The following is a 23,680-nucleotide window of genomic DNA, read 5'->3' on the forward strand; positions in this document are numbered from 1 at the left end:
TCACAGGGCAATACACCTAGATCCCGCTTCAGGTCGGGCGCGGCGAGCCCGATCGCCGCCTTGTCGGCGAAGTTCAGGGTGAAAAAAGCCAGGAGCAGCCCGATGATCCACCAGTCGGCCGGGTTGACGCCCCGGCCGACTGGTTCTTTCCCCGGGTCTGCGGCCACCGCCTGCGGCTCTGCATGCGCGGTCACGTCCACCTCCACGGTCCGGCGTCACCGGTGCGGGTGACGCACTCGCCAGGGAATCGGAGGCCGCGGGCGCGAACAAGAGCGGTATGCCTGAGGGACCCTTCGGCGATTCCGAAGGGTCCCGCTCGCCCGGCGGGAAAGGCTTCCTTCAGGCGCCAGCCCGCGCCTCGGGCCGAAGGCGTCGGGAATGCCTGTACGGTCCGCAGCCATGAGGCTGCAGACCGAACACGTTGCGGTGGTGGGCACGGGAACCCAGGAGCAGCCGATGTCCGTATCGTCGGCCTCTCTTCGAGGAGCCTGGCCGCCAGGTCATCGGCCCGCTCCATGGCCCAGGAGCGGAGAGCGGTGATGGTGGCCCCATCGAGCCCGTAGGGGTGAAGACTACGAAGGACTGCGAGGCGGCGAACGGCGGCGCCTGCGTCTCGTCGAAGAGAGCTCTGACCGAGCCCGCTGCGGCTTGCCGGGGCGTCGACGTGGTGTCGGTGGTCGACCAGACGTAATCGGCGTGACACGAACGACACCGGACGTTGCGAGGCCGCTTCGGGGACAACCCTCCGTGAAGACTGACGGGTACCCAGGCACTCTGGACGTGCCGTCATTTATTCAAGATCATCTTGCACATGCATTGCACAGGGAGCTGAAAAGCAGCAGGGCTCAGTGGAGGGCCGTGAAGGTAGGTATTCGCAGGTCAGGTGACACGTTGAGGTGTCGTGCTCCTTGCCCCAGAGGGGCACGGCACCCCGCCGGTCAGATGTCCCGGAAGGGACAGCGCAGCCCCATGATCTGCGGTGATACGCGGTCGTAGGCCGTTGACCTGCGTGAATCATCTTTCAGATGTTTCCTGCGTGTGCACGTTGATGCGGCCGAAAGTCCCAGAGAAGTCCCAGGGTTTCCTTCAGTCCACGATCGTTCTCTGGGCTACATGCGGCCCCGGCCCTTTGTGCGAGCACGGTGGAGCGGACGACCCGACGCATGCGGTCGGCGGCGTAGGAGCCCCCTCCTTGCAGGGGGCTGGACGGCGCCGCGAGGCCGTAGGGAATCGCCTGTTCGGTCCACAGCCACGAGGCTGCGGACCGAACAGGTTGTGGGCACGGGAAACCGGTAGCTGCCCTGCTACCTGCATGCGTGGTCAGGTCAGTCGGTCATGTTGCCCATCTTCCAGACGGTCATGGACTTGATGACGCTGCCGTCGCCGAACAGGCGCAGGCCCTGGGAGTCCTGGCGGAAGGGGTAGGCGCGGGTGGTGATGGACTTGTGCGAGTTGGCGTATGCCTCGATCATCGAGCGGTCGAGGAACACGTCGAGGGTCAGGTTGCCGTTGGCGAGCGCGAGCGGGCCCTTCTGGATCCCGAGGTCGGGTTCGGCGCTGGAGTTGTTCCCGGACCGTGTGCGGTCGACGCCCAGTTGTCCTGCGGGGGCGTCGTAGAAGAGGCGGGTGCGTTCCTCGTCTCCGGGGCTGCGCAGTACGTCGAGTCCGAAGGTGCCGGCGGTGCCTTGCTCCATGGTCAGCTTGATGTGGAGCATGTCGCCCTTGATGCCGGCCAGGCGTGTGTTGGCGTCGTTGACGGAGGTCGGTTCGCTGATGTCCAGGAGCGGCGCGCCGGTGTGGAGGCGGGAGACTTCCTCCACGGGACTGAAGCCGAGGTCTCCGTCGGGGCGCATGGACAGTTCGATGGGGAGGCCGGCGTTGTGGGCCCACCCGGCGTCGTAGTGGGCGCGTTCGGTGCGCCGGTCCTGCGCGATGCTGAAGACGAGGGATCGTCCCTTGTCGTCCACCGTGCCGCTGGGGCCGGTGAAGTGGTCACCGTAATCCATCAGCTTGGGCTCGGTCGTGTCGGGTGTCCAGCGGCGGGCCCCGGCGTCCCAGGTGCCGACCCAGTAGTAGACGTACTTGCTGCTGTACTCGCCGGGGCCGGCGGGGAACGCCGGGTTGACGAGCAGCGCGCGGCGCTGGCGGCCCTGGGCGTCCTTGCCGATGGGCAGGAAGGTGGGCAGTTCCCAGACCTGGCCGGTCTTGGGATGAGCCGCGACGTCGCCGACCATCAGGGGGCCCGAGTAGGTCCAGTCGGTGAGGTTCTTGGAGGTGTAGAGCAGAGCGGTGCCGCCGACGTCGGTGCCCGAGGTGGTCTGGACGCCCGAGCCCATCAGCTGGAACCAGGTGTCCCCCTCCTTCCAGACGAAGGGGTCGCGGAAGTCGCCGAAGCGGACCTTCCGTCCTTCACCGACGTTGAGGTCGGCTGTCTGGCTGGTGACCAGGGTGGGGTGCATCTTCCACTCGACCAGGTCGGGGTCGCTGGGATCGACAGGGCGTGCGAGGCCGGTGGCCTGGTTGGGTCGCTGGGAGTCGTTGCCTGCCGTGAACAGCAGGACGGGGACGCCGTTCTCGTCGAGCGTCGAGTCACCGGACCAGACACCGTCGGGCGCCACGCTGTCGGCGGTGGGGGCGAGGGCGACGGGCAGGTCCCGCCAGTGGACCAGGTCCTCGCTGACCGCGTGGCCCCAGCCGATGTTGTGCCAGTAGGGGCCGTGGGAGTTGTGCTGGTAGAAGAGGTGGTACTTGCCGTTGACCTGGATGGGGGCGTGGGGCTCGTTCATCCAGTGGTTGGGGGCGGTGAAGTGGTAGCCGGGACGGTAGCGGTCACCGTCGTAGCGCGAGCGGTCCATGGCCATACGCGCCTCTGGAATGCTGCCCCCGCTGAACGTCTGGAGGTCCTGCTGATGGCTCGTGGCGACCGAGGCGGCGGTGAGCGGGTCGGTGTGGACCTTCACCTCGTCGATGAGGCCGTTGAACATGTTCACGGCGAAGGTGCCGTTGATGATGGTGGGCTGGTTGTGGCGCCCGATGATCATCGGGACGTCGGCCTTGGCCATCCGGGCGTTCGTGGGGATGGCGGTCCGGGCGACCTGCTCGCCGTTCAGGTACAGCCTGATGGCGCCTTCGCCCGGTGCGAATACCGCGGCGAGGTGGGCCCACTTCCCGGCGGCCAGGGCCGCGGACTTGGGCACCTTCGCCTCGTACCAGGCATCTCCGGTGCCGACGCCGAATTCCCACACTCCGTGCCGGCCGACGCCGAGGGAGAAGCCGCGGTGTGCGGCCTTGTCCTGCTGGTTGACGATGGCGGAGGGCTTGCCGTCGTCGCCCCACTCGAAGGCGCGCGGGGCGACCCACCCTTCGACGGTCATGCCGTCGGTGGGGAGCTGTGTCTGCGAGGCAGCGCGTGTGACCCAGGTCGAGTAGCCGTCGAACAGGAGGGCACCGGACAGGACACCTTCCTCCTCGCGCGCGGTGCGCCACAGGGGGTCGCTGTCCGGCTTGTACACCGCGTCGTTGAAGACATAGCTGATGGGGTCCGCGGCCTGGCTGATCCGCTCCGTGGTCGCGGTGCCCCGGCCTTCGGCGAAGTCCCAGTAGGCGGCGAGCCCTTCCTGGGCGGGGGTGGGTGCCTTGTCGATTCCGACTCGCACGTCGTCGAGGTTGATGTGGCCCCAGCCGCCGGTGGCCCGGTCGACCACGGTGATGCGCAGTTGTTCGCCGAGGTGATCGCGGGCGTCCCAGGTGACGCGGTGGTATGCCTCGTCGTCGGTGCCGGTGGCCTTGTGGAGGACGGTTCCGTCCGGGGCGGTCAGTGCGACGTACAACTGGGCTTCGTTTCGGCCGCCGGAGACCAGGGCGCTGACCATTCCCGTACCGGTCACGGTGAAGGGTTCGGACGTGACGGTGCCGGTGGCGTCGTCTCCGCCCCCGGCGAATCCCCACAGGTGGTGGGTGCCTTCTTGGTTGAAGCAGCATCCCCACCCCCAGCCCGGGTCGTCGGTGACGGCTCCGTTGAAGGCCGTTCCGGTGGTGGTCCAGCCGCTGAGGTCGCCGGTTTCGAAGCCGGGGTTGGACAGTGCGGTCTCGCTTGCGCTGGCGGGCTCCGACATCAGGGGTGATGTCAGACCGAGACAGATCGTGAGCGCGAGCAGCAGGCGCAGCACGTTGCTTCTGCTCGCTGTCGCGGGTTTCGCTGGGGAGCGGGTTCGCATACGAACCTCCGGTGGTGTGGGGTTGAGGTGAGCGGGCGGAGCGGGGCGCCGGCCCCGGACGCGACACGGTCCGTGGGCAGCGGGTAGGGGGGCGGGGGAGTTACGGGTATTGCCGGGGTGCCGGCATTGGCGGCGGTGCTGCGTCTCCGGCCCTAGCCGTGCTGTGTACACGGGAGGCGCCGGTGTGGATGCGTGACCGACCGTCACCTGACGGTTCGCCAATTCGATTTACGTCATGGGTCGGCATGGTTCGTGCGCCGTAGCCGCTAAAGCAAGAGCTAACGCAGACGGAATTCGATTTCGCACCCCTTGTAGGCACCCAAAACGGCATATAAGGCCGCCGTTATGTAGGCGAGATGTCCGGGGTGTTGACAGTGCATGACGGGTGGAGCAATCTCGTCACACCTTGCTAATCCGATTTAGCTGAACGGGGCTGATCCTCTGATGTCCGAACGCCGCGTGACCATGGCCGACGTCGCCCGCAGGGCGGGCGTGTCGCCGACGACCGCGTCGTTCGCCCTGTCGGGTCGGACCGACATGCGTATTTCCGACGCCTCCCGCGAACGAGTCCTGGCGGCCGCCCGGGATCTGGGTTACCGCCCGAACGTCACGGCGCGCAGTCTGCGGACGAAGTCCACTCAGACGATCGGGCTCGTTTCGGACCGGATCACCACGACCCCGTTCGCCGGCGAAGTGATCCGCGGGGCCATGGAGGCTGCCCGGGAGCGGGACCACCTGTTGTTCATCACCGAGGCGGGTGGCGATCGCGCCGCCGAGTCGTCGCTGGTCCACGCACTGCTGGACCGGCAGGTCGACGCGGTGGTCTACGCGTCCATGTTCACTCGCTACGTGACCCCGCCCAAGGAGCTGTTCGGGCGCCGCGTGGTCCTGCTGAACTGCCTGGCCCCCGACTTCGACGCACCCTCCGTCGTCCCGGACGAATTCGAGGCCGGACGGGACGCGGCCCGGGCTCTGCTCGCGGCCGGTCACACCGAGGGCATCTGGGCGATCGGCGGCCACCAGGCCGTTCCGGCCACCCCTGAGGGAATCATCGCCGGCAACGAGCGCATGCGCGGTCTGGAGGAGGTCCTGCGCGAGGGTGGGGCGCGCCTGGAAGGCGTCATCGAGTGCGACTGGGACACGCTTGACGGCCACCGCGAGGTGTCCGCCCTGCTGGCAGCGGGCCACCGGCCCCGCGCCCTGGTGTGCCTGGCCGATCGGGTGTCCTTCGGCGCCTACCAGGCACTCGGCGAGGCAGGTCTGTCGGTGCCCGGCGATGTGTCGGTCATCTCGTTCGACGACCAGGACATCGCCTCCGTGCTGCGTCCGGCGCTCACCACGCTACGGCTGCCGCACTACCGGCTCGGACACCTCGCGATGGAGTTGATCCTCCGCCCGGGCCCGCTCGAAGCAGTCGTGCACCGCGTGCCCATGCCGCTGCAGAGCCGTGCCTCCCTCGCCGCACCCACCAGCGGCTGACACCGGCACCGAAGACAGTCGTCCCGCCGCCCGCACCGATGATTCCGGGCGGGTGGCGGGACGGCCACCAAGAACAGCGACCGTCGTACCCGGTCGCCGAGGGCGGGTCCTGCAAGACCCGTCTCAGTGAGATGGAGGAACCTCATGCTGTTCAGAACACGACGCCTCGCTGCTGTCAGTGTAGCCGTCACGGCGGCGACCGCCCTGGTCGCCGGATGTACGTCCGGCAGCGCAAGCACGTCCGGTGCCAGCGGCGACACGCTGACCCTGTGGACGCACAACGCCGGCAACTCGGTGGAACTCGACGTCGTCAAGAAGATCATCAAGGACTTCAACGGCTCCCAGGACAAGTACAAGGTCAAGCTGCAGGCGTTCCCGCAGAGCGACTACAACAACTCGGTCGTCGCAGCTGCCTCCGCCCGCAAGCTGCCCTGCCTGCTCGACGTGGACGGCCCCAACGTGGCGAACTGGGCGTGGGGCGGCTACCTCGACCCGATCGACGTCTCCGGCAGCGAAGTACCCGTGCTCAGCCAGCTGGCCAGCACCGTCGGACGCTACAACGACAAGCTCTACGCGTTCGGCTTCTACGATGTCTCGCTGGCCTACTTCGCCCGCAAGTCCGTACTGAACGCGAACGGCGTCCGTGTCCCGACCATGGACAAGCCCTGGACCAAGGACGAGTTCAACGCGGCGCTCGCCAAGCTCAAGAAGAGCGGCAAGTTCGAGTACCCGCTGGAGATGGGCACCGGCGGCACCGGCGAGTGGTGGTCCTACGCGTACTCCCCGCAGCTGCAGAGCTTCGGCGGGGACCTGATCGACCGCGGCGACTACAAGACGGCCTCGGGCACCCTCGACGGCGAGAACGCCGTGGAGTGGGCCACCTGGTTCCACTCGCTGGTGGCCAAGGACTACATGGCGAAGAAGTCCGGAGCCGACCCCAACAAGGACTTCCTGGCCGGCAAGAGCGCCATCCAGTGGGACGGCAGCTGGAACGCGGCCAAGAACGCCGAGAAGCTCGGCGACGACCTGGCGATCATCCCGCCGGTGGACTTCGGCAACGGGCCCAAGATCGGCGGCGCCTCCTGGCAGTGGGGGATGAGCTCCACCTGCTCCAACAAGGCCGGCGCGCAGGCGTGGCTGAAGTTCTCCCGCCAGACGAAGTACTTCGTCGACTACGCCAAGGCCACCAGCACCATCCCCGCCACCGACGCCGCCGCGCAGCAGATCGCGGACTACCAGCCGGGCGGCAAGTTCGACGTGCTGGTCCAGTTCGCGCGCAAGTACGCCATGGTGCGCCCCGCGACCCCGGCCTACCCCTACATCTCCACCGAGTTCGAGAAGGCGTCCAAGGACATCCTGGCCGGTGCCGACCCGAAGGACGCTCTCGGCCAGGCCGCGAAGAGCATCGACAACAACCTGAAGACGAACAACTACTACTCCAACTGACCCGTCCGGTCCGGTTCGGGCGCGACCATGCCGTCCGAACCGGACCGATCCCCTGGAGACACCGTGCCCACCATGTTCGCAGCCCGCGAGCGGCTGCGTCCGGTCCGGCGAGCCCGAACGACCAACGCCCGTCGCCGTGAGAGCTTCACCGCCTTCGGCATGGCCACCCCGGCCGTCGTGCTACTGATCGTCTTCCTCGTTGTACCGGTCGCTCTGGCCTTCACTCTGGCGTTCACCGACGCGAGACTCGTCTCACCCACTCCGGCCCGCTTCGTGGGCCTGAGGAACTTCACCCTGCTCTTCCAGGACCCGACCTTCTACAAGTCCCTGCGCAACACGGCCTACTTCGCCGCCGTCGTCGTCCCTTTGCAGGCCGGACTCGCCCTGGTGCTGGCCCTGCTGGTCAACGCCAAGGTCCGTGGCGTCAACTTCTTCCGTACCGTGTACTTCCTGCCGGTGGTCACCTCGATGGTCGTGGTGTCCCTCCTATGGACCTTCCTCTACCGGGAGGACGGACTGGTCAACCACGTCCTCTCCACGCTCACCCTCGGCCACGTCCAAGGGCCGGACTGGCTGGGCGACCCGGCCACCGCGATGCCCGCCATCATCCTGATGTCGGTGTGGCAGGGCGTCGGCTTCCACATGATCATCTGGCTGGCCGGGCTCCAGACCATCCCCGCGGAGCTGTACGAGGCGGCGGATCTCGACGGAGCCACCCGCTGGCACCGCTTCCTCCACGTCACCTGGCCGGGACTGCGCGCCACCCGCACGTTCGTGCTCGTCACCATCACGATCGCGGCGCTCAGCCTCTTCACCCAGATCAGGGTGATGACGCAGGGCGGTCCCCTCGACTCCACCACCACCGTCGTCTACCAGGCCGTGCACAGCGGCTACGACCAGCAGCAGACCGCCTACGCGGCGGCCGTCTCGCTGATCTTCTTCGTGCTCGTACTGAGCGTGTCCCTCGTCCAGCGTTTCCTGACCCGGGAGAAGGACTGACATGACTTCCTTCCTCAAGCACCTCGGCGGTCACACCGTGCGCATCGTCCTGGCCCTGGTCTTCGCACTGCCACTCGTCTTCATGTTCGTCTCGTCGTTCAAGCCGGACGACCAGATCTTCGGCGACCTGGACTCCCTGCGCGCCTTCCTGCCGGTCGGGGCCATGTCGCTGGACAACTACACAGCCGTCTTCGAGCGAGTCCCGGCAGCACGGTTCCTGCTGAACTCCGTGCTGATCTCCTCGATCACCGTGGTGCTCGGCATCGTCGTCAACAGCATGGCCGCCTTCGCCCTGTCACGGATGCGGTGGCCCGGCCGCAAGCTCGTCCTGACCGCGATCATCGCCACTCTTATCGTTCCGTTCGAGACCTTTGCACTGCCGCTGGTGTGGTGGGTCAACCAACTGCCGCTGCTGACCGTCAACGGATTCCACCTGGAGTGGAGCACCGGCTGGATGGACACCTACCAGGTGCAGATCCTGCCGTTCGTCGCCAACGCCTTCTCGGTCTTCTTCTTCCACCAGTACTTCCAGAGCATCCCCAGGGAACTGGACGAGGCAGCCATCGTGGACGGCGCCGGCTGGTTCACCATCTACCGCCGCATCGTCATGCCGTTGTCCGGGCCTGCCGTCGCCACCGTGGCGATCCTGACGTTCCTGCCGGCCTGGAACTCCTACCTGTGGCCGCTGATGGTCGTACAGAGCGAGGAGCTGCGGCCGGTGATGGTGGGCATCTCCTACTTCTTCCAGCTGAACGTGGGATGGGGCCAGATCGTGGCGTACTCCTCCATGATCACCGTGCCGATCCTGGCGCTCTTCGTGGCGTTCCAGCGCTCCTTCGTCAACAGCATCGCCTCCAGCGGCGTCAAGGGCTGACCCGCGGCCCCACCGAGCCGCTCGCCCTCCTGATGACTTCCGTGTGCTTCGCGCACCCCGAGAAAGGCCCTGCGTGTCCGCGTTGCCTGCCGACCCCCACCTTCCGGCCATACATCTGCGACCGCCCCACAACTGGATCAACGATCCCAACGGGCTGGTCTTCCACAACGGTCACTACCACGTGTTCTTCCAGTACAACCCGCACGGACCGCAGCACTCGAACGTGCACTGGGGCCACTTCCGCAGCCCCGACCTGATCAACTGGGAGCCCCTCCCCGTCGCCCTCGCCCCCACACCCGACGGCTACGACGCCGACGGGTGTTTCTCGGGCAACGCCGTCTCCGTCGACGACCGCATGGTGGCCTTCTACTCCGCCCACCGAAACGACCGCTGGTGGCAGCCCATCACCACCGCCGAGTCGCAGGACAACGGCCGCACCTGGGCCAAGCGACCCCAACTGCTCATCCCTGAGCCCCCTGCCGGCACCACCATGTACCGGGACCCCTACGTCTGGCGGCAGGACGACCGCTGGCGGATGCTGGTCGGCTCCGCACTCGACGACGGCCGCGCCGCGGCGTTGCTGTACGAGTCCGACGACCTGGAGAGCTGGGCGTACCTCGGCCCCTTCCACACCAGCGACGCCGCGGCCGGCACCGGCCCGATCGGCTGGGAGTGCCCGCAGTACGCGACGTTCGGCGACCGGAGCGCACTGATCGTCAGCGACTGGACCCCGCAGAACGGCCCCAGTCACACCACCGTCCACACCGGCCGCGAGAAGGACGGCCGCTTCGCAGCGGACTCGCCCCCTGCCCCTCTGGACCACGGCCCTGACTTCTACGCCCCCGCGCTGCTGAGGGCCCCCGGGGAAGACCGGTGGCTGCTGTGGGCGTGGGCGTGGGAGGCCCGCGACGACAGCTGGGCGCGTGAGGCGGGCTGGGCCGGTGTCCTCACCCTTCCCCGTGAGGTGAGCCTGACGGCCGATGGAACGGTCGCCCAACGCCCCGCTCGCGAAGTGCTTGCTCTGCGCGGTGCGCGCACACTGCACCGAACCGGATACGTCACGCAGGCCGAGCCGGTCGAGCTCGGTCAGGTCAGCCCTGCCTTCGATCTGGCAGCCGCCCTCGTTCCCGACACCACGGGGACGAGCGGGCTGCGGCTGATCACCGCCGCCGACGGCTCCGAACACCTCGACATCCGTCTCGACCCCGCGGCCGGACACCTCACCGTCGACCGCAGCCACGCGTCGCTCGACACACGAGCCCGGGGAGGCTCGTACACCCTGCCCTTCCCGGCCAAGCAGCGCCCCGGCAGTCCCGTCGAACTGCGCGTGATCGTGGACCGCTCGATAGCCGAGATCTACCTTGGCGACGAACAGGTCCTCACCCTGCGGTTCTATCCACTGGGTGAAGGGCCGTGGCGGCTCCAAGCCCGTACGACGGGCACCCTGCGCAGTGAATTCGCGGTCGAAGCATGGGACCTGACCCAGGCAGACGCCCTGAGAGAGCCGACCCTTGCAGGCCGGGGACGGGCGCCGACCGACTGATTCCCTGCCTGACCGGGCACGCCTGACCGGACCTGTTCACCGCGGTGCCCGCCGTTCCTGAGTGCTACGACGCTACGACCGTCACGACGAGGAGCGTCGACGAACGAGGCATCCGGGCAGACAGGCGTGCCGTCCCGCACCGTCTCCGTCCTCCTGCGCCTACGAAGCAGTGAGTTCTCCCGATCCTCGGACGATCAGCCGGGTGGGGACGGTGATGGTGCGGGCGCGGGAACGGTCGCCGTCCAGGCGTGCCAGGGCGGTCTCCGCTGCCTTCCGGCCGATCTCTTCGGGGTCCTGGGCCACGACGGTCAGGGCGGGTTCGAGGGCTTCGGCGAGTGGCACGTCATCGAAGGCGACCACGGCGACGTCCTTCCGCTTGATGCGGGCCAGTTCGGCGACCACTCCCAGCGCGACGATGTTGTTGCCGGCGAACAGAGCGGTGGGGGGACTCGCCAACTCCAGCAGGCTGGAGGTACAGGCCGAGGCGCCTTGCTGGTCGTGGGCGTTGATGACCAGGGAGCGATCGTGGGGGAGGCCGGCCTCGGCCAGGGCCGAGCGGTATCCGGCCAGGCGTTCACGGCGGGTGTAGAGGTTGGTGGGGAGGTCGCCGACAAAGCCGATGCGGCGGTGGCCGTGGGCGATCAGGTGGGCGACACCCTCGTGTGCCCCCGCGAGGTTGGAACTGACGACGCTGTCCGTGGTCAGCCCCGCTCCCGGCCGGTCGACGAAGACGACGGGCAGCCCCGTGCTCCGATGGCTCCGCAGGTGGGAGTGGTCGGAGCCGACGGATGGGATGACCATCAGAATGCTGATGCGACGGGCGAGGAACTTGTCGGTCAGTTCCCGTTCGCGTGCGGGTTCGTCCGCGGAGGACCCCATGAGCAGGGTGAGGCCGCGGTCCCGCACGATGTCCTCGATGCCGCCGGCCACCGCTCCGAAGAAGGGGTTTCCGAGGTCGGGCACGACGAGCCCGATGGTCGTGTCGGGTCCGCCGACACGGATGTTGCGGGCCATGAGGTTCGGCTGGAAGCCGAGTTTGGCCACGGCGGCGAGAACCTGTTCCCTGGTCCGGGCCGAGGCGGGTCCGTCCTCGTTGAGCACCCGGGAAACCGTCTTGGCGCTGACGCCCACTTCTCGGGCGACGTCGGCCAGGGTGGGGCGGCGGTTCGCTGCCATGGAGCGGGGGTCTCCCTGTGCTCGTCGGTTCCGGCCGCGGCCTCGGCCGGAACCTGTGAGTGTTTCGTCGGATGTCAGGTGGCCTGGACTCCCGCTGCCTTGGCGGCCTCGGAATCCGCTACGACAGTACCTCCGGCCTCATCGAGGGTCAGCGCGCCGGTCATGATGGCGACGACTTCGGCCATGCTGTGGTCGGAGGGCCTGATCACGGCGGCGCGACGGCCCAGCCGGTGGACGTGGATCCGGTCGGCGATCTCGAAGACATGTGGCATGTTGTGGCTGATCAGGACCACGGGCATGCCCTTGTCTCGGACCCGGCGGATCAGGTCGAGGACCTGCCCCGATTCCTTGACGCCGAGGGCGGCGGTGGGTTCGTCCATGACGACGACGCTGCGCGCCCAGGCGACGGAACGTGCGACGGCCACGGCTTGCCGCTGCCCGCCGGAGAGGGTTTCGACCGCCTGCGTGAGGGACCGCAGCCCGATCTTGAGGTCGGCCATGTGCTCCGCGGCCTCCTGGCGCATGCGCTTCTTGTCCAGCATGCGGAAGGCGCTGCCGAGGACGCCGGGCCGGCGCAGTTCACGCCCCAGGAACATGTTCGAGGCGATGTCCATCGAGGCGGCCACCGCCAGGTCCTGGTAGACGGTCTCGATGCCGTGGGCGCGCGCGCTCTGCGGCCCTGTGAACTGGATGAGTTCGCCGTTGAGGCGGATTTCGCCCGCGTCCGGTGCCACCGCGCCGGTGAGGGCCTTGATCAGGCTGGTCTTGCCGGCTCCGTTGTCGCCGATGACCGCGAGGACCTCGCCGGGCATCAGGTCGAAGTCGGCGCCGTCGATGGCGGTGACCTGCCCGTAGCGCTTGACCAGACCGCGGGCCTGGAGAACAGGGGTGGGAGTGGTGGTGGTCATCGGGCCTTCCTCCGGGACATCTGGTCGACGGTCACCGCGAGGATCACGAGGATCCCGGTGATCAGGGTCTGGTAGATGGAGGCCACACCCATCAGTTGGAGGCCGTTGCGGAAGACACCGACGATGAGGACACCGATGAAGGTGCCCAGGACCGAACCGCGTCCGCCGAAGAGGCTGGTGCCGCCGAGGACCACGGCGGTGATGCTGTCGAGGTTCTCGGTCTGTCCTGCCTGCGGGTCGCCCACCCCGGTGCGGGAGATGAGCAGCAGGGCGGCGAGGCCGTACAGCACGCCGGCCACGGTGTAGATGCCGATGGTCAGGCGGGAGGTGCGGATGCCGTTGAGGCGTGCGGCTTCCTGGCTGTTGCCCAGGGCGTAGACATGCCGGCCCCATCCGGTGCTGCTGAGGGCGTATGCCAGGAGCAGGAAGAGGCCGATGGTGACCAGCGAGCCGTAGGTGATGTCCGTGCGGCCGAGCGGGAAGGTCTCTCCGAGGGCGGTCAGCGGGCCCGGCAGGCTGGTGACGGTCTGCTCTTCGGAGTAGATGTGCGTCAGGGCGAACGCCACGTTGAGCATGCCGAGCGTCACGATGAACGGCGGCAGCGGGATCTTCTGGACCAGAAGCCCGTTGAGAAGTCCGAAGCCGCCGCAGACGACCAGGCCCAGGGTGATGGCGAGGAGCGGGGGCAGGGTGCCCTCAGCTGCCATCTTGGCGATCACGATGCTGCCGAACGCCATCACGGCACCGCACGACAGGTCGATGCCGGCCGTGAGGATGATCAGGGTCTGGCCGATGGCGAGGGTGCCGACGACCATGACCTGCTGCACGATCAGCGAGAAGTTCCCGCCAGTGAGGAACTGGTCCGTCGACAGGGAGAAGAACACACAGGCGAGGAGGAGAGCGGCCAGAGGGCCGGTGGTCGGCGCGGTGAGGAGTCTGCGGGCCGTGGTCGGCGTCTTCAGCTCGGCGTACGGCGCGGTGGTGGCTGTCATGCGAAGTCCTTGTCGGAAAAGCAGAGGTCCTCGGGGGAGGACAGATGGGGGCGGCCGTCCCCGATCGGGGCAGGGCCGGCCACCCCGCCAACGGGTTTCGGACGGCGGCTGCTCGGGCGGAGGGCGACTCAGCCCCAGCAGTTGTCCAGGCCGTAGGCGGTGTCCTTCGACGCGACCCCTGCCTGTGCCTTGTCGGTGATCAGGCTGACGCCGGTGTCGGTGTAACCGGTCGCCTTCTTGTCGTCCTTGGCGTACTTCACGACGGCCCCGACGCCTTCGGCGGCCATCTTCAGCGGGTACTGCTGGGAGGTGGCGGCGATCTTGCCGTCCTTGACCGCCTGCGTCCCGGTGCAGCCGCCGTCGACGGAGACGATCAGGACGTCCTTCTCCCTGCCCTTGGCCTTCAGTGCGGTGTACGCGCCGAGCGCGGCCGGCTCGTTGATGGTGTAGACGACGTTGATGTCGGGTGCCTTCTGCAGGCAGTTCTCCATGGCGGTCTGGCCCTTTGCCTGGTCGCCGCCGGTGTCCTGGGAGCAGACGATCGCCGGGTCCTTCTCGCCGATGCCGAAGCCCTTGAGGAAGCCGTTGTGCCGCTGGACCCCGACGGCGACGCCCGGCGCCAGGTCGAGGGTGGCGATCTTGGCCGTCCTGCCCTTCATCGAGGCTTTGGCGTAGGCGCCGATCATCTCCCCGGCCCGGAGGTTGTCGGTGGCGAAGAGGGCGTCGACCGCGCTCTCGGGGTCGGTCGGGGAGTCCAGGGCGATGACCAGAATCCCCTTGGCGCGGGCCTTCTCAAGGGCGGGCACGATCGCCTTGGAGTCGCTGGGGGTGATCAGGATTCCCTTCACACCTGCGGCGATCATGTTCTCGATCGCGGTGACCTGCCCGGCGTTGTCCCCGTCGAACTTGCCGGCTGAGGTGATCAGTTGTGCACCGCTGTCCTTGGCGGCCTTGTCCGCACCCTCCTTCATCTTCACGAAGAACGGGTTGGTGTCGGTCTTGGTGATCAGACCGACCTTGACGCTGCCCGAGCCGTCGCCCGCGGAATCCGATCCGGAGCCGGATCCGCAAGCCGTCAGGGTGAGAGCCGCGATCCCCAGGCATGCGGCGGCTCTGATCAGGGAGGGGGTCGGACGAATGGTGCGAGGCATGAACGGCTCCTGCGGGATCGCGTGCGGCTCGGCCGGCATCGAAGCATGCCGTCCCAGGGGTGTCATCGTTGACTTATGTCATCGTTGACACTGCTTGCCGAGGATGATGGACTCCGTCTCCCGGGCACGTCAATGCCTTGCCGTTGTTACAAATCGGCAACGTCCCCGGCCGTCGCTCACCCGCAGCCGCAACGCCCGTGTCGCGACGTACTCGGTTTGCCCGTCCGTTCGTCAGAGAAGAGCAGTCCATGAGTCCGCGTCAGATCACCGTCCTGGGCGAATGCGTCGCAGACGCGTTCGCCCGGCCCGCAAGCGCTCCGAATGAGCTCGACCTGCATGTACTCCCGGGCGGTGGGCCGGCGAACACGGCCGTGGCCCTGGCTCGCCTGGGCACTCCGTCCCGCTTCCTCGCACGGCTGTCCGGGGATGTGTTCGGCCGGCTGTTCCGGGACCATCTGGAGGCTTCAGGAGTGGACCTGTCGCACGCCGTCGCGGCATCGGAGCCGAGCACGTTGGCGGTGGCGGAGCTGGACGCCCATGGCCAGGCCGCGTATGCGTTCCACGCACAGGGCACGGCCGACTGGCAGTGGTCGAGCGCCGAACTGGCCGGTGTGGACCTGTCGTCCACCGCTTGCCTGCACACGGGTTCGCTCGCCCTGGTCCGGGAGCCGGGGGCGGCAGCGGTGGAGGAGTTCCTGGCAACGGCCTCGTCAAGGGCCACCATCAGTATCGATCCCAACGTCCGGCCGCTGCTGGTGCATCCCGAGACCTACCGCGCGAAACTGCGGCGCTGGTGCGACCTCGCGGACATACTGCGGCTGAGCGAGGAAGACCTCAGGCTCCTCCTGCCGGCAACGTCTCTGGAGCAGGCATGTGACGTCTGGCACGCTGCCGGCGCACGGCTCGTCGTGGTCACGCGTGGCGCCGATGGTGCTCTCGTCTCGCTGGACGGCGAGCGGATGCACGTGCCGGCCGTGACGACGCGGGTCGTCGACACGGTCGGGGCGGGTGACTCCTTCACGGCGGGTCTGCTGCACCACCTGGGTGCGCGTGGACTCCTCGGGGGGCGGCTCACCGCTCTCCGCCTGGGCGAGGTGGCGGAATCCTGTCTGTTCGCCGCCCATGTCGCGGCCCTGACCTGCTCGGTCGCCGGTCCGAACCCTCCGTGGCAGAGTCAACTGCCGCAGTACGCCTCACAGATTGTCGCGTGACGGGCGGCCCGGCCGAGCCGGGGGAAACGTGTCCCAGCCGTTGACGCGTCGGCCGGAATGCGTCCATCATCGGCCCCACCCGGTGTCATCGCTGACATAAGTCAACGATGACATTCATGGCCGACGCGGTGCCGCAGCGTCGGCAGGGCCTCCCCTTTTCGTTCAGTCCGCGCGCCGGGAAGCACCCGGCTGCGGAAACGGCCGCAGCCCAGGAGACACCATGACCTCAAGACGCGTATCCCGGCATGCCCGCACGCGGATGATCGCCGCGACGGCGACCGTATGCGCCCTGTCCGCCGCCCTGTTGACGCCTCAGGCAGTCGCCTCCGGGACCCGGCCGTACGCCGAGACCTACCGGCCCCAGTTCCACTACACGCCGCAGAAGAACTGGATGAACGACCCCAACGGACTGGTGTACTACAAGGGCGAGTACCACCTCTTCTACCAGTACAACCCCAACGGCAACTCCTGGGGCGACATGTCCTGGGGACACGCGGTGAGCACCGACCTCATGCACTGGAAGGAGCTGCCGCTCGCCCTGTCCCACGACGGCAAGGAGATGGTGTTCTCCGGCAGCGCGGTCATCGACTGGAACAACACCACCGGCTTCGGCACGAAGAAGAACCCGCCCATGGTGGCGATCTACACGAGCTACGACAAGAGCACCGGCACCCAGGCCCAGTCGCTCGCCTACAGCAACGACCGCGGACGTACGTTCACCAAATACGACGGCAATCCGGTCATCGACATCGGCTCCAAGGAATTCCGCGACCCCAAGGTCCAGTGGTACGCGCCGACCAAGAGCTGGCTGATGACGGTGTCGCTGTCCACCGAGCACAAGGTGCAGTTCTACTCCTCGAAGGATCTCAAGAACTGGGACCTGCTCAGCGAGTTCGGGCCGGCCGGGGCGACGGGCGGCGTCTGGGAATGCCCCGACCTGTTCCCCCTGGCGGTCGACGGGAACAAGAAGAACATCAAGTGGGTCCTGGTCGTCAACATCAACCCCGGCGGCATCGCCGGCGGCTCGGGCGCCCAGTACTTCGTCGGTGATTTCGACGGCACGAAGTTCACCGCCGACGAAAAGGGCTCCTACACCCCGCCCATCGGCACCGTCATGCAGGACTTCGAGAGCCCGGACTTCGGTACATGGACGGCTACCGGCACCGCATTCGGCCAGGGACCGACGGCCGGGGCGCTGACCGGGCAGGGACCCGTCAGCGGCTTCGAGGGCAAGGGCCTTGCCAACAGCTTTCACGCGGGTGACGGCGGCACCGGAATCCTCTCCTCCCCGCCCTTCACCGTCGACAGCCCGTACCTCAACTTCAAGATCGCCGGCGGACGGCACCCCCACCAGGCGGGCACCGTGCAGGAACGGGGACCAGTGCCGGAGGGGACGACCCTCGCCGACTTCGAAGGCGGCACCTACGGCAACTGGACGGTCACGGGCGATGCCTTCGGAACCGCACCGGCCACCGGCAGTCACGCCGGCCAGCAGGAGGTCACCGGCTTTCTCGGCAGCGGTCTGGCCAACTCCTTCCTGAACGGCGACGCCACGACCGGCAGCCTCACCTCGCCGGAGTTCACCATCGACAGGAGCTACGTCAACTTCCTCATCGGCGGTGGCAACCATCCCGCAAGTCAGGCCGAGTCCACCGCCGTCGAACTCCTCGTCGACAGCAAGGTGGTACGCAGCGCCACCGGACACGACGGCGAGGCACTCAACTGGGACTCATGGGACGTCCGCGAACTCATCGGCAAGAAGGCGCAGATCAAGATCGTCGACGAAAATATCAGCGGATGGGGCCACATCAACGTCGACCACATCGTGCTCTCCGACACCCGGGCGCAGCCCATCTCCCGGGAAACGGCAGTCAATCTGGTCGTCGACGGCAAGGTCGTCGGCAGCGCCACCGGCTCCAACAGCGAGACGCTGGACTGGGCCTCCATCGACATGCGCCCGTACGCCGGCAAGAAGGCCCGGATCCAGATCGTCGACATGAACACCGGCGGCTGGGGCCAGATCATGGCCGACCAGTTCACCGCCGCGGAAACGCCCGCCAGGTCCGCCGTGCAGCGCGCCGACTGGGCCGACTACGGCAAGGACTACTACGGGGCGGTGTCCTGGGAGGACGCACCGGGCGACAAGCGGCACATGATCGGCTGGATGAACAACTGGGAGTACAGCGGTTCCCTCCCCACGTCCCCCTGGCGCAGCGCGCAGAGCATCCCCCGCCAGATGGCCCTGCGCACCGTGGACGGCCGGATCAAGCTGACCAGCGAGCCGGTGAGCAGCCTGACCTCCCTGCGGGAGGGCCGCCCGGTGGCGTCGGCCGGCACCACGGTGACCAGCACGTCACAGCCCCTGGGACGCGGCGCGGCCAAGGGCAAGGCCCTCGACATCGAGGCGGCCTTCTCCCTCAAGGACGCCGAACGGTTCGGCATCAAGGTGCGCACCGGTGCCGGCGGAGAGGAGACCGTCATCGGATACGACACCACGACGCAGGAGCTGTACGTCGACCGGATGCGATCCGGCGCCGTGGACTTCAGCGACACCTTCGCCGGCGTCCAGCGCGCGCCCCTGCACGCCGTGAACGGCAAGGTGAAGTTGCGGATCGTCGTCGACTGGTCATCCGTCGAGGTCTTCGGCGGCAGCGGCGAAGCGGTGATCACGGACCAGATCTTCCCCGATCCCTCCAGCCAGGGAGTGGAGGTCTTCGCCGAGAACGGATCGGTGAAGCTGGACCGCGCCCGCGTCTGGCACCTCGAATCCTCTCGGAAGTGACGCGAGTGATCCCGACCGCAAAGGGCCGGACGTGAAGAAGACCCTGCTCGCCGAGTTCACCGCATGCGAAGGAGCAGAGGACGAGGTTGCGCACCTTCTGAGGGAGTACGCCCAGACGGTGCGCAAGGAGGTCAGCAACCTGTCCTTCGAGGTCTGCACCAAGGCGTCCAGCCCTCGTGCCTACCTCATCTTCGAGACTTACCAGGACGAGGCCGCCTTCCAGCGCCACCTCACGGCTCAGTACGCCGACCCGTTCAACACAGCCCTCGCCCCGCTGATCGAGGAGGCCGCCTCGCGCCTGACCTTCCTCGATCCCGAGTCCTGACGACATGATGTCTGCCGGGCTGCGGAGCGAACCCAGTCCTCGCAACTCCACAGATCGGGATCCGCGGGACAACTCGGCGGGGGTGCCTGCTGCTCACCCCGCCGGGCGACCCGCTCGTCCGTGGGCGAAGCGTGGAGCGAGGAACTGGTGAGGCGGCGGCTGATCATCGGCCGGCCCGGCACGGGCATGCGGTAGGTGGGTGATGACGACCTGGCCGAAGTGAGCGCGCTCTTCGTGTTCGCCTTATGTGTTCGCGACGTGCCGGCGCAGCGGCTCTCGTGTCGTAGCGTGCACGAGAGCCGCGTCGGGTGTCTCAGCGGTGGGCGGCGCGGTTCATCTCGACGACGTCGTCGACGGTGGGGTTGGCAGGGAGGGCGGCGAAGCGTTCCGGGAGGCTGTTGCGGATGGCCGCGTCTTTGATGCGGTCGGCCGCGGCCAAGGCCGCCGGCAGCTCCGCAAGGGTCAGCTCGGTGCAGTAGGCGGGGCTGTTGGGCTGCTGGCGCCAGGAGTCGGCCAGGAAGCCGGCGTCGTACGGGTCGAAGCCGGTGTCGTCCACCAGGCCCATGACCACCCTCCGCGCCTCGCCGGAGTCACCGGCGACCGGGATGGCGATTCGGCCGGGGGTTCCCGCCGGGACGCCCCGCGTGCGCTGAGTCTCGGCCAGCGCTGCGTTCCACGCCTTGATGACGGGGCGGCCGAGCAGTTCGGCGGTGTACGCGCTCTCCACCTGGCCGTTGTCCACCGCCTCGATCGACTCGCTGAGCATGCCCGGGTAGTAGTTCGAGGTGTCGATGACCACTGTCTCGTCGGGCACAGACGCGAACAGGTCCCTCAGCTGGCCCGCCACCCCGAACGGGATCGACAAGATGATCACGTCCCTGTCCTGGACCGACTCCTCCAGGACCACCGCGCGGGCCCCGGACTCCAGCACCTCCGTCCGGACGGCCTCGGGGCCGCGGGCAACGGCCACCTGTACGTCGTGACCCGCCGTGCTGAGCTTGGAGGCGAGGTTCCCACCGATGGCACCGGCGCCTATAACAGTGATTTTCATGATTTGTCCCTTGCTGAGATGTGCTGCGCCACCCGCGAGGTGGCGCCATGTGATGACTTCGAGTGGTCGAGCCGCCGAGCGTTGGTGGACCGGTCCGGATCGTGTGGCGGTTACGCCAGGGCGTCCCGCTCGCGGTAGCCGCTCGCGATCAGTGCGCGAAGCCGGTCGAGTGACTCCTCGTCGGTGTCGTTGCCCTTGATCCAGGCAAGGGAACAGGCCGCGAGAAACAGGTCGTACCCCCGCACCGACGCCCGCACGTGCCCCGCGTGCTGCGCCGCTCGCACGTACTGGTCGGTGGCGGTGATGAGGATGTCGCAGGGAATGGTGAGCGGGCTGTCCGGCTCCTGTGCCCGGGCCGCGGCCATGAGCGGTTCCGGAAGGCCGCTGTAGGCGCTGAAGTACTCCTCCATCGCCCGCAGCCACCGCTCCAACGCCTCGGCAGGGTCCCCGAGTTGCTCGATACCCGCCTGGCGGGCCGCGAGTTCCTCGGAGCGGGTCTGCAGGACGGCTGCGAGCAATGCTTCCCGGGTGGGGAAGTGCCGGTACAGGGTGCCGGGCCCGACGCACGCTTCCTTGGCCACAGCCTCCAGGGAGGTGCCGACCCCATAGCGCAAGAAGTGCCGCTGCGCGGTCTCGAGGAGGGTCGCGCGGTTGCGCTGGACGTCCGCGCGGGGCTTACGCCCCTGGCGTCCGCTGGGGGTCATGCGTCCTCCTGCCTCCGGTGAGTACGCGCACGCGTCGAAACGGATGCTGCCTCCGTATATCTTCGAGGGTAAAACGGAGATACCCTCCGGTCAAACTGGAGGGCGTGCGCGGAGTCCGGACGGGGCATTCACGGCACGCCCTCAGCGCGCGTAACGCGCGCGATCGGTTCGCCGGATGATGTAGTGGGCATGCCTGACCTGCACCAACACTTGTTTTGGTTCCACATGATTCGCGACGACTCATCATGCGGAGAGCGCGGTGTTCGTGAGCCGTCGTTCGTGGTTCAAAGTCCCAGAAAAGCCCCAGGAGCTCCGTCACCCCTCCTGACCTCGCATTTGCGCAGGTCAGGAGGGGTGTGGTGGTGTCATGCAGGCAGGCCCTCAGATGTCCCGGAAGAGAGCAGTCGCTCAGCTGACCTGCAGGAACGATCGACCATCAGCCCCTGACCTGGGGAAATGGCCTTTCGGTTGTTTCACGCTTGTGCCCCTTGATGCGGCCGAAAGTCCCAGGAAAGTCCCAGAGGGCTCCCGAGGAGACCAGGCGTTCTTTCCAGGTCATGCGGGCTGTGCCGCGCGGCGTCTGCCGGCGTGGCGGCCGCGGCAGCGGGGCGCAGCAGACAGCGGCGGCAGGAAGACCTGCTGCTCCTCGTCGTGGGCGAGGCCATGGCCATAGCGGTGGTTTCGGCGGTGCTCTCCTGGCTGGTGACGAACTGGTGGGTGCTCGTCGTACTGGGAGCGTGCGCTGCGGTGGGCGGGGCCTGGTGGTTTCACCGGTTCCAGCAGCAACAGGCTTGGGCGCGGGTACAGCAGCAGCCCTGCGCTACGCGCTGCCCCAGCTGGATGCCCTGCATCACCAGGACTTCGAGTACGCCATCCGTGACTTGATGCGCCGTGACGGAGGCACCGACGCCCGGCAGATCGGCGGGGCCGGCGACAACGGCACCGACGTCCTGGCCACCGACCCCATGGGCCTTCACGATGCCGGAGACCACAGAGGGACGAGAGCCCCGCGCTTGCCCCATGGCGTCACCACCGCTGCCCGCTGCCTCCTCCACGTGTAGCGGGCAGTGTGAGAGCGGGGCGCAGCCGAGTATGGGGCGAGGCTTGGATGCGAGCGACTTACGGCACGTGCCTCGCTGGCCGACGGGCGAATCCGATCGGAGCCGAGGAGGACGACTCCCAGCCTGCGAGGTGAGTTTCCCGCATGGTTCGGGAGGTGCTGATCAGCTGATCAGGCCGGGTTGACGGGGCGTCCAGGTTCGCTGGTGCGGCCGCCGCCAGGTCGGCGTAGTGCTTCTCCCGAACTCGATTGGGCCGAGGAAGCCGAGCTGTTCCCCTCGATATGGCGGGAGTCGCAGAGGGCCGTCGAGGTAGCCGAAGAGCGCGACGTTCGGCTCGGCCCGGGCGCTGAAGGTGCGACCTCGGAATCCTTCGTTCTGAGGAGCATCCGGAGGTTCTGCGCGAGAGTACAACGGTATGAAGGCCCGGACCACGTCCGGGGGGCTTGTCCGGGGCACCGGCCTCGGCCCGGGTCCCGCAGGCGCTCGTGTGCTGGCAGCCCCCGGTCCCCGACGGACCGTTCGAGGGCCTGCCCGCGGTCTGTGGGCGGAGCCTCCGCCTCGGCTCGTGTGTTCCTCCTTCCCTTCGTATGCTGATTCAGGTACCCGAGTCGGTGAGAGCGGGAGATGGTTGTGCTGTTTCGCCTGGTCAGGACAGCCATGGCCGTACCAGCCGCACTACCGCTGGTGGTCATGGGGATCGTCCTCGTCGTGGACGCGGCCACGGGCGCTCATTACAACCTGCTGCCGGTATACGCGGCCGGCCCGGCCATCGCCGCGGCGCGTGGACCTGTACGTCTCGTTCCGGCGATGGGCATTGTCGCGATGACCATTTGCGTCGCAGTGGCGGCGAGCTCGGGCCGTCTGGGCTACGCCCGGATGTACGTCGCGCTGATCGCCATCCTGTACGTCACGTTGGCCGCCTCCTACGCGGCGTGGGTCAGGGTCAGGGCGGAACGACGCCTCGTGGATGTGCAGGAAGTGGCCAACGCCTTGGAGGACGGGCTGTTCGTCCCTGTGCCGTCGACGATTGGCCCCGTCCGACTCGCTGCTTCGTATGTCTCTGCGAGTCGGGCCACCCGCGTCGGAGGGGACCTGTACAAGGCGGTGGCCTGTTCTCGGGGGGTCCGTGTAGTGATTGCCGATGTCCAGGGCAAAGGGCTCGGAACTGTACGCTGCGCGGCCGTGGTGCTGGCCGCGTTCCGGGAAGCCGCTCCTGACGCGGTGGAGTTGACGGAAGTCGCCCGCCGCATCGAGACGGCTCTGGACCGCAGCACCGACGGCGAGCGGTTCGTGACCGGCCTCCTCGCTCAGGTCAGCGACGCCGGACACCTCGTGGTGCTCAACCAGGGCCATCCCGCTCCGCTGTTGGTGACCACCGACGGGCGGGCCGAGCTGATCGAACCGATGGTGTCCATTCCACCCTTCGGACTCACCGCCCTTGCGGGAGCGGACCCCCAGCAGGAAGGGGTCACGCGATCGACTCTCCACCCGGGGGACCGGATCCTCTTCTACACCGACGGACTCAGCGAGGCCAGGGACGGCACCGGCCGCTTCTACCCGGTGGCCGAGCGGGCGGGGTCACTGCTCACCGAAGGCTGTCTCGAAACAGCCCTGCGCCGGCTGCGCGCCGACGTTGCCGCGTTCACCGGGAGCGCCCCGAACGACGACTCCGCGCTGCTCCTCCTGGAATTCGGCCCGGGAAACCCTGCAGGCGTGACCCCGGGAGCGAGGTAACCATGAAGGTTCGGGGAGGGCGGGTGG

At 67.8% G+C, this 23,680-nt stretch carries 17 protein-coding genes and 1 pseudogene; 10 read left to right on the plus strand and 8 right to left on the minus strand.

What is annotated here, in order from left to right:
* A pseudogene (locus JGS39_RS15965) lies at positions 1-194 on the minus strand (hypothetical protein); the annotation flags it as partial.
* A gap of 1,131 nt (positions 195-1,325) precedes the next feature.
* Complete coding sequence (locus JGS39_RS15970) at positions 1,326-4,169, minus strand: GH32 C-terminal domain-containing protein (protein WP_219569761.1); 2,844 nt, start codon at positions 4,167-4,169, stop codon at positions 1,326-1,328.
* A 492-nt stretch (positions 4,170-4,661) separates the two neighbouring features.
* Between JGS39_RS15970 and JGS39_RS15975 the strand changes: the two genes are divergently transcribed.
* The 5 genes from JGS39_RS15975 to JGS39_RS15995 all read left to right on the plus strand — a co-directional run bounded on the left by JGS39_RS15975 (position 4,662) and on the right by JGS39_RS15995 (position 10,558).
* Positions 4,662-5,696, plus strand: a complete 1,035-nt coding sequence (locus tag JGS39_RS15975; RefSeq protein ID WP_236063897.1) for a LacI family DNA-binding transcriptional regulator — start codon at positions 4,662-4,664, stop codon at positions 5,694-5,696.
* Between the two features lie 144 nt (positions 5,697-5,840).
* Positions 5,841-7,142, plus strand: a complete 1,302-nt coding sequence (locus JGS39_RS15980) for a type 2 periplasmic-binding domain-containing protein (RefSeq protein WP_219569762.1) — start codon at positions 5,841-5,843, stop codon at positions 7,140-7,142.
* A 72-nt stretch (positions 7,143-7,214) separates the two neighbouring features.
* Positions 7,215-8,141, plus strand: a complete 927-nt coding sequence (locus JGS39_RS15985) for a carbohydrate ABC transporter permease (RefSeq protein WP_236063896.1) — start codon at positions 7,215-7,217, stop codon at positions 8,139-8,141.
* Between the two features lies 1 nt (position 8,142).
* A complete protein-coding gene (locus tag JGS39_RS15990) occupies positions 8,143-9,015 on the plus strand; it encodes a carbohydrate ABC transporter permease (RefSeq protein ID WP_219569764.1) in 873 nt (290 codons plus the stop codon).
* A gap of 73 nt (positions 9,016-9,088) precedes the next feature.
* Positions 9,089-10,558: a glycoside hydrolase family 32 protein gene (locus JGS39_RS15995; protein ID WP_219569765.1), complete on the plus strand. Its 1,470-nt coding sequence runs from the start codon at positions 9,089-9,091 to the stop codon at positions 10,556-10,558.
* Between the two features lie 159 nt (positions 10,559-10,717).
* Here the strand turns inward: JGS39_RS15995 and JGS39_RS16000 are convergent, their stop codons facing one another.
* The 4 genes from JGS39_RS16000 to JGS39_RS16015 form a co-directional block, all read right to left on the minus strand.
* Entirely contained in the window at positions 10,718-11,734 is a 1,017-nt protein-coding gene (locus JGS39_RS16000) for a LacI family DNA-binding transcriptional regulator (RefSeq protein WP_219569766.1), read from the minus strand.
* A 74-nt stretch (positions 11,735-11,808) separates the two neighbouring features.
* Positions 11,809-12,642: an ATP-binding cassette domain-containing protein gene (locus JGS39_RS16005; protein WP_219569767.1), complete on the minus strand. Its 834-nt coding sequence runs from the start codon at positions 12,640-12,642 to the stop codon at positions 11,809-11,811.
* Positions 12,639-13,634, minus strand: coding sequence for an ABC transporter permease (locus tag JGS39_RS16010; protein WP_145766177.1), 996 nt, complete (start codon positions 13,632-13,634; stop codon positions 12,639-12,641). Before JGS39_RS16010 ends, JGS39_RS16005 begins: the two co-directional genes overlap by 4 nt.
* Positions 13,635-13,762: 128 nt before the next feature.
* Positions 13,763-14,785 carry a sugar ABC transporter substrate-binding protein gene (locus tag JGS39_RS16015; RefSeq protein ID WP_219569768.1) on the minus strand — a complete coding sequence of 341 codons (1,023 nt, stop codon included), beginning with the start codon at positions 14,783-14,785 and terminating at the stop codon, positions 13,763-13,765.
* Between the two features lie 248 nt (positions 14,786-15,033).
* Between JGS39_RS16015 and JGS39_RS16020 the strand changes: the two genes are divergently transcribed.
* From JGS39_RS16020 to JGS39_RS16030, 3 genes are all read left to right on the plus strand, one after another.
* Positions 15,034-15,996: a carbohydrate kinase family protein gene (locus tag JGS39_RS16020; RefSeq protein WP_219569769.1), complete on the plus strand. Its 963-nt coding sequence runs from the start codon at positions 15,034-15,036 to the stop codon at positions 15,994-15,996.
* Positions 15,997-16,216: 220 nt separating this feature from the next.
* Entirely contained in the window at positions 16,217-18,778 is a 2,562-nt protein-coding gene (locus tag JGS39_RS16025; protein WP_219569770.1) for a GH32 C-terminal domain-containing protein, read from the plus strand.
* Positions 18,779-18,809: 31 nt separating this feature from the next.
* Positions 18,810-19,103 (plus strand): putative quinol monooxygenase, encoded by a 294-nt coding sequence (locus JGS39_RS16030; protein WP_219569771.1) that lies wholly within the window; start codon positions 18,810-18,812, stop codon positions 19,101-19,103.
* 313 nt (positions 19,104-19,416) lie between these two features.
* On the opposite strand, the gene JGS39_RS16035 is transcribed toward JGS39_RS16030, so the two are convergent.
* Complete coding sequence (locus tag JGS39_RS16035) at positions 19,417-20,154, minus strand: NADPH-dependent F420 reductase (protein ID WP_219569772.1); 738 nt, start codon at positions 20,152-20,154, stop codon at positions 19,417-19,419.
* A 110-nt stretch (positions 20,155-20,264) separates the two neighbouring features.
* Positions 20,265-20,858: a TetR/AcrR family transcriptional regulator gene (locus tag JGS39_RS16040; RefSeq protein WP_219569773.1), complete on the minus strand. Its 594-nt coding sequence runs from the start codon at positions 20,856-20,858 to the stop codon at positions 20,265-20,267.
* 791 nt (positions 20,859-21,649) lie between these two features.
* Here JGS39_RS16040 and JGS39_RS16045 point away from each other — a divergent pair.
* Positions 21,650-21,919: a restriction endonuclease gene (locus tag JGS39_RS16045; RefSeq protein ID WP_236063895.1), complete on the plus strand. Its 270-nt coding sequence runs from the start codon at positions 21,650-21,652 to the stop codon at positions 21,917-21,919.
* Positions 21,920-22,576: 657 nt separating this feature from the next.
* The gene (locus JGS39_RS16050; protein ID WP_219569774.1) at positions 22,577-23,653 is read left to right on the plus strand and encodes a PP2C family protein-serine/threonine phosphatase; all 1,077 of its coding nucleotides are present in this window, start codon (positions 22,577-22,579) and stop codon (positions 23,651-23,653) included.
* Positions 23,654-23,680: the final 27 nt, after the last annotated feature.

Origin of the sequence: Streptomyces poriferorum (assembly GCF_019399235.1) — a bacterium.
GTDB lineage: Bacteria > Actinomycetota > Actinomycetes > Streptomycetales > Streptomycetaceae > Streptomyces > Streptomyces poriferorum.